14 protein-coding genes are annotated in these 14,353 nt (G+C 63.1%); 8 read left to right on the top strand and 6 right to left on the bottom strand.

Going from position 1 to position 14,353, the window contains the following annotated elements; all coding sequences use genetic code 11:
• The 8 genes from EP376_RS01490 (at position 1) to aat (ending at position 8,091) form a co-directional block, all read left to right on the top strand.
• On the top strand, positions 1-1,200 hold the full coding sequence (locus tag EP376_RS01490; protein ID WP_127653766.1) for a branched-chain amino acid ABC transporter permease: 1,200 nt from the start codon (positions 1-3) through the stop codon (positions 1,198-1,200).
• Between the two features lie 12 nt (positions 1,201-1,212).
• Entirely contained in the window at positions 1,213-1,971 is a 759-nt protein-coding gene (locus tag EP376_RS01485) for an ABC transporter ATP-binding protein (protein WP_127653765.1), read from the top strand.
• Positions 1,972-2,000: 29 nt separating this feature from the next.
• Entirely contained in the window at positions 2,001-2,756 is a 756-nt protein-coding gene (locus tag EP376_RS01480) for an ABC transporter ATP-binding protein (RefSeq protein WP_127653764.1), read from the top strand.
• A gap of 98 nt (positions 2,757-2,854) precedes the next feature.
• Positions 2,855-4,804: an acetate--CoA ligase gene (gene acs / locus EP376_RS01475; protein ID WP_127653763.1), complete on the top strand. Its 1,950-nt coding sequence runs from the start codon at positions 2,855-2,857 to the stop codon at positions 4,802-4,804.
• A gap of 269 nt (positions 4,805-5,073) precedes the next feature.
• Entirely contained in the window at positions 5,074-5,424 is a 351-nt protein-coding gene (locus EP376_RS01470) for a hypothetical protein (protein WP_127653762.1), read from the top strand.
• 151 nt (positions 5,425-5,575) lie between these two features.
• Positions 5,576-6,064 carry an acetyl-CoA carboxylase biotin carboxyl carrier protein gene (gene accB, locus EP376_RS01465; protein ID WP_127653761.1) on the top strand — a complete coding sequence of 163 codons (489 nt, stop codon included), beginning with the start codon at positions 5,576-5,578 and terminating at the stop codon, positions 6,062-6,064.
• Positions 6,065-6,074: 10 nt separating this feature from the next.
• Positions 6,075-7,418, top strand: coding sequence for an acetyl-CoA carboxylase biotin carboxylase subunit (gene accC / locus EP376_RS01460; RefSeq protein ID WP_127653760.1), 1,344 nt, complete (start codon positions 6,075-6,077; stop codon positions 7,416-7,418).
• 25 nt (positions 7,419-7,443) lie between these two features.
• Positions 7,444-8,091: a leucyl/phenylalanyl-tRNA--protein transferase gene (gene aat / locus EP376_RS01455; RefSeq protein WP_127653759.1), complete on the top strand. Its 648-nt coding sequence runs from the start codon at positions 7,444-7,446 to the stop codon at positions 8,089-8,091.
• Here the strand turns inward: aat and EP376_RS01450 are convergent.
• The 6 genes from EP376_RS01450 to EP376_RS01425 all read right to left on the bottom strand — a co-directional run bounded on the left by EP376_RS01450 (position 8,055) and on the right by EP376_RS01425 (position 14,343).
• Positions 8,055-8,414: a DUF2155 domain-containing protein gene (locus EP376_RS01450; protein WP_127654691.1), complete on the bottom strand. Its 360-nt coding sequence runs from the start codon at positions 8,412-8,414 to the stop codon at positions 8,055-8,057. The two genes, aat and EP376_RS01450, sit on opposite strands and share 37 nt — an antisense overlap.
• Positions 8,415-8,419: 5 nt before the next feature.
• Entirely contained in the window at positions 8,420-8,797 is a 378-nt protein-coding gene (locus EP376_RS01445) for an NADH:ubiquinone oxidoreductase subunit NDUFA12 (RefSeq protein WP_127653758.1), read from the bottom strand.
• 144 nt (positions 8,798-8,941) lie between these two features.
• Positions 8,942-10,204: an ATP-dependent Clp protease ATP-binding subunit ClpX gene (clpX, locus tag EP376_RS01440; RefSeq protein WP_127653757.1), complete on the bottom strand. Its 1,263-nt coding sequence runs from the start codon at positions 10,202-10,204 to the stop codon at positions 8,942-8,944.
• Between the two features lie 116 nt (positions 10,205-10,320).
• Positions 10,321-10,944 carry an ATP-dependent Clp protease proteolytic subunit gene (locus EP376_RS01435; RefSeq protein ID WP_127653756.1) on the bottom strand — a complete coding sequence of 208 codons (624 nt, stop codon included), beginning with the start codon at positions 10,942-10,944 and terminating at the stop codon, positions 10,321-10,323.
• A 124-nt stretch (positions 10,945-11,068) separates the two neighbouring features.
• On the bottom strand, positions 11,069-12,238 hold the full coding sequence (locus EP376_RS01430; RefSeq protein ID WP_127653755.1) for a beta-barrel domain-containing protein: 1,170 nt from the start codon (positions 12,236-12,238) through the stop codon (positions 11,069-11,071).
• Positions 12,238-14,343: an ATP-binding cassette domain-containing protein gene (locus EP376_RS01425; RefSeq protein ID WP_238928617.1), complete on the bottom strand. Its 2,106-nt coding sequence runs from the start codon at positions 14,341-14,343 to the stop codon at positions 12,238-12,240. The genes EP376_RS01430 and EP376_RS01425 overlap by 1 nt, the downstream gene beginning before the upstream one ends.
• Positions 14,344-14,353 lie beyond the last annotated feature (10 nt).

Genomic DNA, 14,353 nt, shown 5'->3' with positions numbered 1-14,353 from the left:
ATGCTCGGTCTCGGTAAAAAAGACTTCTCACTTCTGATGCTTGTTCTGGTGCTGACGATGCTGGCGCCGTTCATCCTGAACCCCTTCCCCGAAGGGTCCGGCATGGCGCAGTTCAACGCGGGCTATCCCGACCTGATGCAGCGCTTCGTGATCTTCGGCATCTTCGCGATCGGGTTCAACATCCTGTTCGGCCTGACGGGTTACCTGTCCTTCGGTCACGCGGCCTTCCTCGGTGTCGGTTCCTACGCGGCGATCTGGATGATGAAGCTGGTCTCGCTGAACGTGATCCCGGCCATGATCATGGGCGTCATCTTCGCGGGCCTCTTCGCGCTGGTCGTCGGGTTCATCAGCCTGCGACGCTCGGGCATCTACTTCTCGATCCTGACACTTGCCTTCGCGCAGATGTCCTATGCGCTCGCCTATTCGGTTCTCACGCCGATCACCGGCGGCGAGACGGGGCTTCAGCTCAAGTCCACCGACAACCCGATCCTGTCGAACCTCGCCGAGGGCGAGATCGGCCGGGCCAGCCTCTTTGGTCTGGACATGCGCGCCAGCATCGAGCTGGAGATGGGCAACTGGCTGTTCACGCTCAACATGGGCTACTATGTGGCCGCGTTTGTCATGCTGATCGCCTTCTACATCGCGATCCGCATCTTCCGCTCGCCCTTCGGCGTCATGCTGCGGGCGGTGAAATCGAACCAGAACCGGATGAACTACACCGGTCTGAACCCCCGCCCCTACACGCTTGCCGCCTTTGTCATCTCGGGCATGTATGCCGGCCTGGCCGGTGGCCTGATGGTCGCGATGGACACGCAGGTGGGCCCGGAGCGGATGTTCTGGACGGCGTCGGGCGAGGTTGTCCTGATGACGATCCTCGGCGGTGTCGGCACCCTGATCGGGCCGGTTCTGGGCGCGGGATTGATCAAGTACATGGAAAACATCATCTCCAAGATCAATTCCGACATCCTGCACACCTGGTTCGCCTTCCTGCCCGACGGGCTGGAGGATCTCGTCGTGACCCTGATCTACCCCTTCATCGGCAAGGGCTGGCACCTGACGCTTGGCATCGTGTTCATGCTTGTCGTGATCTTCCTGCCCGGTGGTCTGGTCGAGGGCGGACAGCGCATTGCGCGGCTGTTCGGCAAGCGGCGCAAGTCCGAAGACGGCTCCTCGGCCGGCAAGACGACCCCAGCGGAATAAGGAGAGACTGAGATGGGAATTCTCGAAGTCAAAGGCGTGAACAAGCGCTTCGGCGGTCTCCAGGCGCTGGGGGATGTGAACCTCAGCGTGCAGGAGCAGACGGTCCATGCGATCATCGGGCCGAACGGGGCGGGCAAGTCCACGCTTCTGAACTGCCTTGTCGGCAAGCTGATCCCCGACAGCGGATCGGTGATGTTCGACAACCAGTCCGTGCTGGGCCGCAAGCCGCACGAGATCAACCAGATGGGCATCAGCCGGGTGTTCCAGACGCCGGAGATCTTTACCGATCTGACGGTTCTGGAAAACATGATGATCCCCTGCTTTGCCAAGCGTGACGGGGCATTCCGTCTGCATGCGCTGGAAAGCCTGGGCCACGAGAAGGGCATCCGCGAAATGGCGGAGACCATGCTCGAAGAGGTCAACATGCTCGACAAGCGCAATGCGCATGCGGGCTCTCTGAGCCGGGGCGACAAGCGCCGGCTGGAGATGGCGATGTGCCTCGTGCAGGAGCCGCGTCTGCTGCTGCTGGACGAGCCCACCGCCGGCATGGCGCGCGCCGATACCAACAACACGATCGACCTGCTCAAGGAGATCAAGGAAAAGCGCAAGATCACCATGGCGATCATCGAACATGACATGCATGTCGTGTTCAGCCTTGCCGAACGGATCACCGTGCTGGCGCAGGGCACCCCCCTGGTCGAGGACACGCCCGACAACATCAAGGGCCATCCGAAGGTGAAAGAAGCCTATCTGGGCGAGGCCGCCCACTAGGGTCAGCCGGTACGCGAAGGAGATTTGCGATGAATACCCAAACGGGGTTCGACCCCAACGCCAACCACGCATCCACCGCCCCGGCCTATCTTTCCGTCTGGGACATCGAGGCCTATTACGGCGAGAGCTATATCGTTCAGGGCGTCAGCTTCAACGTTCACGAGGGCGAGATCCTCGCCCTTCTGGGCCGCAACGGTGCGGGCAAGACCTCGACCCTGCGCACCATCGCGCGGCTGGGCGATCCGGAACTCAAGCACGGCGAGATCTGGCTGGATCACAAGCCACTGCACGAGATGAAATCCTACGAGGCCGCCACCAACGGCATTTCGCTGGTGCCCGAAGATCGCCGGATCATCCCCGGACTGACGGTCGAAGAAAACCTCAAGCTGGCGCAGATCGCGCCGCCGCACGGCTGGTCGATCGACCGGGTCTATGACCTGTTCCCGCGGCTGGGCGAACGGCGCAAGCAAGAGGGCGTGACGCTCTCGGGCGGCGAACAGCAGATGCTGGCGATCGCTCGCGCACTGTGCCGGGACATCAAGGTTCTGCTTCTGGACGAACCCTACGAGGGCCTCGCCCCGGTGATCGTGCAGGAAATCGCCAAGACGCTGAACATCATCCGCGAACAGGGCATCACGACGATCATCGTTGAACAGAACGCGGTCGCGGCCCTGAAACTGGCGGACAGGGCTGTGATCCTCGACACCGGCTCCGTCGTATTCGACGGAAGCGCGAAGGAAGTGCTGGAAAATGAACAACTCAGGGCGCAGTATCTGGCCATCTGAGCGCCGCCCCTGCCCGAAAGGCGGGGGCGCTTTCACTTCAAGACCCTGCGGGAGCCCATATTCCCGCGCAATACAAGACTGAGTTCAAGGGACGACCCATGACCGACGCAATCTATCCCCCCAGCCCGGAAATCGCCAAGGCCGCCCATGCGGACAAGGCGAAGTATGACGAGATGTATGCCGCCTCGGTGGCCGATCCCGACGCCTTCTGGGGCAAGGAAGGCAAGCGCATCGACTGGATGAAACCCTATACGCGGGTCAAGAACACCAGTTTCCAGCCCGGCGAAGTCTCGATCAAATGGTTCGAGGACGGCACGCTGAATGTGGCGGCCAATTGTGTCGACCGGCACCTCGCCACCCGCGCCGAACAGACCGCGATCATCTGGGAACCGGATGATCCGAACGCCGAGGCGCGCCACATCACCTATGCCGAACTGCATGAACAGGTGTCGCGCTTCGGCAATGTTCTGCGCGAGATGGGCGTGGCCAAGGGCGACCGGGTCGTTCTTTACCTTCCGATGATCCCCGAGGCCGCCTATGCGATGCTGGCCTGTGCGCGGATCGGCGCGATCCATTCCGTCGTCTTCGGCGGGTTTTCCGCCGATGCGCTGGCCGCGCGCGTCAATGGCTGCGATGCAAAGGTCGTCGTGACCGCGGACGAGGCGCCGCGCGGCGGCCGCAACACGCCGCTCAAGGTCAATGCCGATCGCGCCTTCGACAAGATCGAGGGCGAGACGAAGATGCTGGTCGTCCGGCGCACGGGCGGCGACATCCCGATGACGGAGGGCCGGGACTTCTGGCTTGACGAACTCGAGGCCGGTGTCTCGGCCGATTGCCCACCGGAAGAGATGAATGCAGAGGATCCTCTGTTCATCCTCTATACCTCCGGCTCCACGGGCCAGCCCAAGGGCGTGGTCCACACGTCAGGCGGCTATCTGGTTTATGCCGCGATGACCCATCAATACGTCTTCGACTACCACGATGGCGATATCTTCTGGTGCACGGCGGATGTGGGCTGGGTCACGGGCCACAGCTATATTGTCTATGGCCCGCTGGCCAACGGGGCGACGACACTGATGTTCGAGGGTGTGCCCACCTACCCGGATGCCGGCCGGTTCTGGGCTGTCTGCGACAAGCACAAGGTGAACCAGTTCTACACCGCGCCCACCGCGATTCGCGCACTCATGGGTCAGGGCAAGGAATGGGTCGAGGGGTACGATCTGTCGAGCCTGCGCATCCTCGGCACCGTGGGCGAGCCGATCAACCCCGAGGCCTGGGATTGGTACAACGAAGTGGTCGGCAAGGAGCGTTGCCCCATCGTCGATACATGGTGGCAGACCGAAACCGGCGGCCACCTGCTGACCCCCCTGCCCGGAGCCATCGCGACCAAGCCCGGCTCGGCCACCCTGCCCTTCTTTGGCGTGCAGCCCGCCATCCTCGATCCCACCAGCGGCGAAGAGATCGCCACGACCGAGGCCGAGGGCGTCCTGTGCTTCAGGGACAGCTGGCCCGCCCAGATGCGAACCGTCTGGGGCGATCACGACCGGTTCGAGAAGACCTACTTTGCGGACTACAAGGGGTATTACTTCTCGGGCGATGGCTGCCGCCGCGACGCCGATGGCTATTACTGGATCACCGGCCGCGTCGATGACGTGATCAACGTCTCCGGCCACCGGATGGGTACGGCCGAGGTGGAAAGCGCGCTGGTCGCCCATCCCAAGGTCTCGGAGGCAGCGGTCGTGGGATACCCGCATGACGTCAAGGGTCAGGGCATCTATGCCTATGTAACGCTCATGGCCGGCGAGGAACCCACCGAAGAACTGCGCAAGGAGCTTGAGGTCTGGGTCCGTGGCGAGATCGGCCCCATCGCCAAGCCCGACCTGATCCAATGGGCGCCCGGCCTGCCGAAAACCCGCTCGGGCAAGATCATGCGCCGCATCCTGCGCAAGATCGCCGAGAACGATTATGGCGCGCTTGGCGACACCTCGACCCTGGCCGATCCGTCGGTCGTCGACGACCTGATCGACAACCGGATGAACCGCAGCTGACACCGCTCTCCAGTCAGCAGCAGGGGCCGTGCCGCGAAAGCAGCGCGGCCCTTTTTTCACCCTTCGGCGTTAAGGATCCCTTTACCAGTTCAGACTTTTTCGGATCCGCAATCGGGCCCGGTAATGCTATCTTCAATTCCAGTTCGGGAGGGGCGTCTTGGACAGGTACCGGAGCCGCTGGCCGCGGCACCGGACCCAACGCCGCACCCGTCCCGACGCCTCGTTCCAGGTCGATCGCAACAGGATCGCATCAGCAAGAGGATAGAGGCATGGAACTTCAGATCATCAACGATATCGCCACAACCGCGCCGGGCCCTGCCCTGCCGCGAGCCCCGGAAAAAATCGTTCCGTCCATGACAAAGACGCAGACCGGCACCGGCCAGGAAGATGCAATGACGCCCGGTTCGGACAGATCTCAGGCCGGGCTGGTCGTCGAGGCCATGGTTCGGGTCTCAAAGGAAGAGACGGGACAGAATGTCCGCGGGCCTGAGCGCGTTCTGAAGCCTTGGGGAATCGCCATGTTGCCAGACGACACCCGTGACCCGGCGCAGACGCCCGGGGCCGAGGCAACGCAGCCGACAGATGAGCCCACCGCACCGCTGTCGCCCGATCCGCGCTGATCCCGCAATCACGGACCTGACGTCCGCAGCCGCTTCCTTCCCGGCCACCCTTGCCCTATAAGCGTGGTTTATAATGCGCCCGAACGGGGACGATGAGGCCGGAAAACGGCCCGCTCCTGCGGTTCGGGAAGGTTTTGGGCTGAGGACAGACATGAGCAAGAACAACACGCATGACAGCGATGTAGCGTTTATCCGGTCGCTTGCGGAACTTCTGAGGGAAAACGACCTGACCGAACTTCAGGTCAAGCGTGACTATGGCGAAAACGACGGGCTGAATGTCCGCGTCAGCCGGCATGTCCAGCAGGCAGCCCAGATCGCCGTGCCCCCGGCAGCCCCCGCGCCCGCCGCTGCCCCGGCCGCAGCCCCCGCGCCCGCAGCGGCCGAATCCGGTGACCCGGCCGAGCATCCCGGCGCGGTCACCTCGCCCATGGTTGGCACCATCTATATGCAGGGCGAGCCCGGCGCACCGGCCTTTGTCTCGGTAGGACAGGCGGTTCAGGAAGGCGACACGCTTCTGATCATCGAAGCGATGAAGACCATGAACCACATCCCCGCCCCGCGTTCGGGAACGGTAAAACGGATCATGGTCGAGGACGGCGCCCCGGTCGAGTTCGGCGCTCCCCTGATGATCATCGAATAAGGGACCTCCCATGTTCGACAAGATATTGATCGCCAACCGCGGAGAGATTGCCCTTCGCGTCGTCCGCGCCGCGCGCGAAATGGGTATCGCTTCGGTCGCCGTCCATTCGACCGCCGATTCCGATGCCATGCATGTCCGGATGGCTGACGAGGCCATCTGCATAGGCCCGCCGCCGTCGGCGCAAAGCTACCTCAGCTTCCCGGCCATCATCTCGGCCTGCGAAATCTCGGGCGCGCAGGCGATCCATCCCGGCTACGGATTTCTCAGCGAGAACGCGGCCTTCGTTCAGGCGGTCGAAGATCACGATCTGACATTCATCGGCCCCACCGCCGAACATATTCGCGTCATGGGCGACAAGATCACTGCCAAGGACACGATGAAAGCGCTTGGCGTGCCCTGCGTCCCCGGATCGGATGGCGGCGTACCGACGCTCGAGGATGCAAAGCGGATCGGGGCCGAGGTCGGCTATCCGGTGATCATCAAGGCCACTGCCGGTGGCGGCGGACGCGGCATGAAGGTGGCCCGCAATGATGCCGAAATGGAGCGGGCGTTCCTGACGGCTCGGTCCGAATCGAAGGCCGCCTTCGGCAATGACGAAGTCTATATCGAGAAATATCTGCAGAAGCCGCGTCATATCGAGATCCAGGTCTTCGGCGACGGCAAGGGCAATGCCGTCCATCTGGGAGAGCGGGATTGTTCCCTCCAGCGGCGGCATCAGAAAGTGCTCGAAGAGGCCCCCGGCCCCGCCATCAGCGACGAGATGCGCGCCGAGATCGGCAAGACCTGCGCCGAGGCCGTTGCCAAGATCAACTATATCGGCGCCGGCACGATCGAGTTCCTTTACGAGGACGGGAATTTCTACTTCATCGAGATGAATACCCGGCTTCAGGTCGAGCATCCTGTCACCGAGGCGATTTTCGGCGTCGACCTTGTTCGCGAACAAATCCGGGTCGCGGCAGGATTGCCGATGTCGTTCACGCAGGACGACCTCAAGATCAATGGCCATGCGATCGAAGTGCGGATCAACGCGGAAAAGCTGCCGCATTTCTCGCCCTGCCCCGGACGGATCACCCAATACCACGCCCCAGGCGGGTTGGGTGTGCGGATGGATTCGGCGCTCTATGACGGCTATTCGATCCCGCCCTATTACGACAGCCTGATCGCAAAGCTGATCGTGCAGGGACGCGACCGCCCCGAGGCGCTGGCCCGGCTGGCCCGGGCCTTGGGAGAGTTGATCGTGGATGGCGTAGATACCACCGTCCCGCTGTTCCACGCGCTCTTGCAGGAGAACGCGGTTCTATCCGGCGACTACAACATCCACTGGCTGGAACGCTGGCTCGAGGAGAACATGTAGCCCCGGCCCAAAGGACCCGGAGGACATGAAGGACGATTTCCCCCTGACACCGGAACTTCTCGTTCAGGCCTACGCGGCCGGGGTCTTTCCGATGTCGGAGAGCCAGACGGACACCGAAGTCTTCTGGGTCGATCCGAAACGGCGGGGCGTCTTCCCGCTTGATCGATTCCATGTCAGCCGCAGCCTTGCGCGGCGTATCCGGCGTGGCGAATTCTCCGTGACGGCGGATCAGGATTTTCCCGGTGTTCTGGCCGGCTGTGCAGACCGCGAAGAGACGTGGATCAGCGAGACGATCGCGCGGCTCTATGTCGATCTGCATCACCGGGGGCTTGCCCATTCGATCGAGGTCCGGCAGGACGATCACCTGGTGGGCGGGGTCTATGGCGTCGCGCTTGGTGGCGCCTTCTTTGGCGAGAGCATGTTCTCGCGCCGCACCGATGCATCAAAAGTGGCCCTGGCCTATCTGGTCAGCCGGCTGCGGGCGGGCGGTTTCGTTCTGTTCGACACGCAATTCCTGACCTCGCATCTGGCAAGCCTTGGCGCGGTCGAAATATCGAGGGCCGAATACCGGGCCCGCCTGTCCGAAGCCTTGTCAGTAGAGGCGGATTTCCATCGTCAGGGGCCGCATCCCTCGTCTCAGGAGGTGCTGCAGCGCTGGGGCCAGACATCATAGCGCGGATGCTCCATCGCGCTGATCGACGGCTCCGACGCGATCATCCAGCCGCGAAACACCGGCTCGGGATCGTCGCGATACTGGATCGTGACCATGGCATAGGCATCGCCCGAGGGATTGTTCGCAGGGTAGCGGCATTCATCGAGGGTGATCCGCAAAAGGCCAACCTGCCCCGTCTCGCCGTTGCGCAGGCGAATGTCGCGGACCTCGCTCGTGATCTTGTCCAGCACGCGCAGGACACCGCCCGGTGCCGTCGAGGCCTGTTGCGCCGACAGCGGCGCGATGGACAACGACAGGAATGCTGCTGCCAGAACAAGACGCATCGGCGTCACTCCGGGGTCCACGCCTCGTAATCGGACCGCGGTGCCGGATCGGCATTTCGGATCGAACCGGCGGGCGCATAGGCCGCGGCCGTTCCCGTCAGATTCGGGACATGCGGCTTTTCCCAGCTCTTGTGAGGCAACGGCCGTTCGGTGGGGGGTTCGTTCCATGTCCGGTGCAGCCAGCCATGCCAATCCGGGTTCACGCGGCTGGCCTCGGCCTCACCGTTGAAGATGACCCAGCGCTTGCTGTCATCGGCGTTGCGGTAATAGATGTTGCCCTCGGCATCCTCACCGACCTTTTCCCCCTTGCGCCACGTGAACAGCTGGGTGTTGAGCGTTTGCCCCTGCCACCAGGTGAAGATGCGGGTAAAGAGATTGGACATCTGAGGACTCCTGAGCGTTCAGACGCGTTTTGCACCATGCCGCGGCTCAGGTCCAGTGCCCATGCCGGACAATGGCGGCCAAGCGCCCGGACCGAAAGAAAACGGGCGCCCAAAGGCGCCCTGTTTCCGTTTTCTGAAAGGACCTCAGCCCGCTGTGGCCGAATCCTTGGACTCTGCATGGATCATCAGAGGTGCCGCCTCGGAGCCGACAGCCTCTTCGTTGACCACGACTTCCGTCACGCTGTCGAGACCGGGAAGCTCGAACATCGTATCAAGAAGGATTTCCTCCATGATCGAGCGCAGACCCCGCGCGCCCGTCTTGCGGTCGATCGCGCGGCGCGCGATGGCCTTGAGGGCATCGTCGGTGAAGGTCAGCTGCGTGCCCTCGATATCGAACAGGCGCTGATACTGCTTGACCAGCGCGTTCTTGGGCTCGGTCAGGATCGTGACAAGCGCCTCTTCGTCAAGGTCACGAAGCGTCGCGATCACAGGCAGACGACCGACAAATTCGGGGATCAGGCCGAACTTCAGAAGGTCTTCGGGCTCAAGCTCGGTAAAGATCTGGCCGATGCCCCGCTCTTCCTGACCTTTCACGTCGGCGCCAAAGCCGATGGCCGATCCCTTCCCGCGCTGCGAGATGATCTTGTCGAGGCCCGCGAAGGCGCCACCGCAGATGAACAGGATGTTCGTGGTGTCGACCTGCAGGAATTCCTGCTGCGGATGCTTGCGCCCGCCCTGCGGGGGCACCGAAGCCACGGTGCCTTCCATGATCTTCAGCAGCGCCTGCTGCACGCCCTCGCCCGACACGTCACGCGTGATCGACGGGTTGTCGGACTTCCGGGTGATCTTGTCGACCTCGTCGATATAGACGATGCCGCGCTGCGCGCGTTCGACATTGTATTCGGAGGCCTGCAACAGCTTGAGGATGATGTTCTCGACATCCTCACCCACATAGCCCGCCTCGGTCAGGGTCGTGGCATCCGCCATGGTGAATGGCACGTCCAGGATGCGGGCGAGCGTCTGAGCAAGCAGCGTCTTGCCGCAGCCCGTGGGGCCGATCAGCAGGATGTTCGATTTCGCAAGCTCGATATCGGCGGCTTTTGCCGAATGGTTAAGCCGCTTGTAGTGGTTGTGAACCGCAACGGAGAGCACACGCTTCGCGTGCGACTGGCCGATGACGTAATCGTCCAGAACCTCGCAGATCTCCATCGGCGTCGGGACGCCGTCGGAGGATTTGAGACCCGCCGTCTTTGTCTCTTCGCGGATGATATCCATGCATAATTCGACGCATTCGTCGCAGATGAACACGGTCGGACCCGCGATGAGTTTGCGAACCTCGTGCTGGCTCTTGCCGCAAAAGCTGCAATAGAGGGTATTCTTGCTGTCGCCGCCGGATGCGTTCGCCATCTCGCTCCTTCGGGCCCGGTGGCCCATCTGTCTGTCGTTTCGGACTGCGCTGGCTCAACCCTAAGACAGCCCGCCACGCTCCACAACGTCAAAAAGGCCCCACACCCGGGACGAATTCAGCTCTCTTCAGCCTTGTCGCGGTTCGAGACGATCTCGTCGATCAGGCCCCAATCCTTGGCTTCCTTCGGATCCATGAAATTGTCCCGCTCGAGCGCGGCTTCCACGTCTTCGAGCTTCTTGCCGGTGTGATGGACGTAGATTTCATTCAGCCGCCGCTTGAGCTTCAGCGTCTCTTCGGCGTGGATCATGATGTCCGTCGCCTGACCCTGATACCCGCCAGAGGGCTGGTGCACCATGATGCGGCTGTTGGGCAGGGAGAACCGCATGCCGTTCTCGCCGGCCGTCAGCAGAAGCGACCCCATGGATGCCGCCTGCCCTACGACGAGGGTCGAGACCTTCGGCCGGATGTACTGCATCGTGTCGTAGATCGACAGGCCGGAGGTCACGACACCGCCGGGGCTGTTGATATACATGGAGATTTCCTTCTTGGGATTCTCCGCCTCGAGGTGCAGGAGCTGCGCCACCACCAGCTGGCTCATGCCATCATGAACGGGGCCGTTCACGAAGATGATCCGCTCCTTGAGCAGACGCGAAAAGATATCATAGGCCCGTTCGCCGCGGCTCGTCTGTTCGACGACCATGGGAACGAGGTTCATGTAGGTCTCGACTGGATCACGCATATGCTCTCGCCTCATTGTGCAGCCTGCTGGCTGACTATTCCCGAATGACTTTCGAGAGTCTTAGTGGGCCGTGGGAGGGGCTTCAAGGTCGCCTCGACGATTGCCGTCGAACAGGCACCGGCGATCAGGGCTCACGCAGCGCCTCGCGCGACCGGTAGAGCGGCTTTGTCAGGTATTGCAAGACGGTCTTTGCGCCGGTGTGCAACTCGACCGCGGCCTGCATGCCGGGGCGGATCTCGATGTTGCGTTGCCGCTCGTCGCGCTGGCTCATGTCGACGCGCAGCGTGGCGCGATAGGTGGGGGGCAGATCGGCGCGGCGTTCGTCCTCAAACGTGTCGGCCGAGATCACCATCACTTCACCCGAGAGCGACCCGTAAACCGTATAATCATAGGCCGTAAGCTTGATCGTGGCCTTCTGGCCGGGCACGACATTGGCGATATCTTCGGGCCGGATGCGGGCTTCGACGAACAATTCGTCGCCCAGCGGGATGATCTCGAAGATCTCCTCGCCCGGACGGATGACGCCGCCGATCGTGTTAATGCTGAGGTTGTTGACCACCCCGCGCATGGGCGACGTGATGATCGTCCGGGTCAGCTGATCCTCGGCCACGCGAAGATCCTGACGCAGCTGCGCCAGTTCCTGAAGCGTCTCGGAATAGGCGCTGGCCCGTTCCAGCTCGGTGCCCGTCACGATCTCGTTATACCTGATCTCGGCATCCGAATGCGCGTTGCGCGCCCGCGTCACCTCGATCAGAGCGGCGATCTCACGGTTCAGAAGGTCTTCCATGACATCCAGTTCGCGCTTGGTCTCGGCCACGATGCGGGCGGCGCCTTCGGTGCGGCTTTCGTAATCGGCCTGCCGCGCCGCCAGTAGCGCGCGTTCGGAGGCAAGGATCTCGGGGCTGCGCGCTGCGATATCGGCGGGCACGTCGAAATCATGGGCGCCGGCCAGTTCGGCCTCGAGCCGCATCCGCCGGATATTCGCGGCGTCGATCTGCTCTTTCAGATCATCCACGCGCGACTCGAAATTCGTGGCCCTCAGCCGCGCCAGCACATCGCCCGGTTCAACGATGTCACCTTCGGAGACGCGCAGCTCTGCAAGGATCCCGCCCTCAAGATTCTGGATGATCTGTGGCCGATTGGCCGAGACGATCTCGCCTTCGGCGCGAACAATCTCGTCGATCCAGGCGAATTTTGCCCACAGGAGAAACAACAGGACCGTCGCCCCCACAAGCCAGATGATCAGGCTGGGGCCGCGCAGGCGGCGTTCGAATTCACCCTCCCAGAGCGCCATCAGCCATCATCCTTTCCGCGACCCAGATGGGCCAGCACCTCGTCGCGCGGGCCATCGAGCACGAGCCGCCCCGCCTGCAGGACGACGACCCGATCCGTCAGCGTCAGGATCGGCATGCGGTGCGTCGCGATCAGCGCCGTGCGTCCGTCGAGCCATTCCGCCATCCGCGACACGATCGCGGTTTCCAGCGCCTGATCGAGCGCGGCCGTCGGCTCGTCCAGAAGACAGATCGCCGGGTCCTGCAACCACAGGCGCGCCCAGCCGATGGATTGCTGCTGACCCACCGAAAGCCCGGCTCCGCCATCGCGGATCTCCATGTCGAGCCCCTTGGGATGGGCGCGCACGTAGGGGCCGATCCCGGCAAAATCGAGCGCTTCGAGCAGCCGGTCGTCATCGCGCTCCAGAAGCGTGAGGTTGAGGTTGTCGCGCAGGGTGCCCGCGAAGAGCCGCACCTCCTGACCCAGATAACCGATGGCGCGCCGCAGATCGCGCGGCATCACCTGCCCCATGTCGACGCCGTCGATCAGGATGCGCCCGCCGGTCGGCTGGTAAAGCCCTGACAGAAGCCGCAGGAGCGTCGATTTGCCTGACCCGTTGGAGCCCAGGATCGCGATCTTCTGGCCCGGCTCGATCGCGAGCGCCGCGATATCGACGGAGCGGGTTCCATCTTCGTCATAGGCATAGGCCACATCGCGCAACTCGAACGCCCCGCGGATCGTCTCGCGGCGCAGGTACATCCGGTCTTCGGCCTCGTCCTGTTCGGAACAGGCCACCTGATCGAGCGCCTCAAGCGAGGCCTGCACGTTCGACCAGCGGGCAAGCGTCGCGGCCAGCTGCGTCAGCGGGCCCAACGTGCGCGAGGTCAGAATGCCCACGGCGATGATCGTGCCCACCGTGAACTCGCCGGTAAAGACCATGAAGGTGCCGGCGACAACGGCGGCGACATAAGTCGCCTGCTGGACGCCCTGGCTCCAGAATGTCAGCGTCGAGGCCAGCTTGCGCTGTTCCGACGTGGCATGAGAACCGAGCGCCGTAAGTTCCGACCAGACCCGCCGAAACCGGTCCTCGCCGCGATGGGCCTTGATGGTGTCGGCATTGTAGATCGCCTCCTGCAACAGGCGGCTCGATTTGACCGAGGCCCCTTGCGAGGCCCGGGTCAGCTCGATCATCCGCTTTTGCAGAAAGAACGACGGAAGGACCATCAGGATCCCGCCGGCAAACAGGACCCAGACCACGTTGCCGCCGATCGAGGCCACAAGCGCGAGAAAGAGCACGATGAACGGCAGGTCGGTCAGAGTGCCCACAGTCGAGGCGGTAAAGAATTCGCGGATCGAGCTGAATTCCCGAACCGCGGCAAAGGTGCTCGATGGTGCGCTGGCGGCATTGCCCGAACGCATCCCGAGGATCCGGTCCATCAGAAGCGACTGGACCTTGATCTCGATCTGGCGGCCCGCGCCGTCCATCAGCCGTGCCCGGGCGATCCGCAGGAACGCCTCCAGCAACATCGCGATCCCCGCCCCGATCGCGAGCACCCACAGAGTGGCGGTCGATTGATGCGGGATCACCCGATCATAGACCTGCAGTGAGAACAGGGCGACGGCCACGGCCAGAAGGTTGGCGACGAACGATCCCAGTGCCACTTCAAAGATGTGGCGGCGGAACTGACCGAGTTGCCCCCAGAACCAATGTGCCTCACGGCCCTTTTCAGCATGACGCCGGCCCAGCTCTGCCACGCCCACATCGGCGCGGATGATCGTCCCGGCAAAGACGGCGGAGAATTCGTCCAGCGCGACCTCGGCCCGGTTCGCCGTCCGGGTGGTGTCATAGACGATCAGCCCACCGCGCGTCTGTTCGAGGACCAGCACGACCTGACCCGAGGTCATCTCGGCAAGCGCGGGCCACAATCCGGGCTCGAGCTTCGAGGGTCGCGCAATGCGCGTCATCAGCCCGGCAACCGTCAGGGCGCCCGAGATCACCTGCGGCGAGATTTCGTCGCCCCCGTCACGTGACATCCGCTCGAGGATATCGCGGCGCGACACGTCGACGCCAAGGATCCCTGCGTAAACGGCCGCGAGTTCGGCCCGGGCCTGAACCTTGTCTGCCAGACCGCGGCTG

The sequence above is a fragment of the Alexandriicola marinus genome, from assembly GCF_004000435.1.
GTDB lineage: Bacteria > Pseudomonadota > Alphaproteobacteria > Rhodobacterales > Rhodobacteraceae > Alexandriicola > Alexandriicola marinus.
This window is presented reverse-complemented; position numbering and strand designations above follow the sequence as displayed.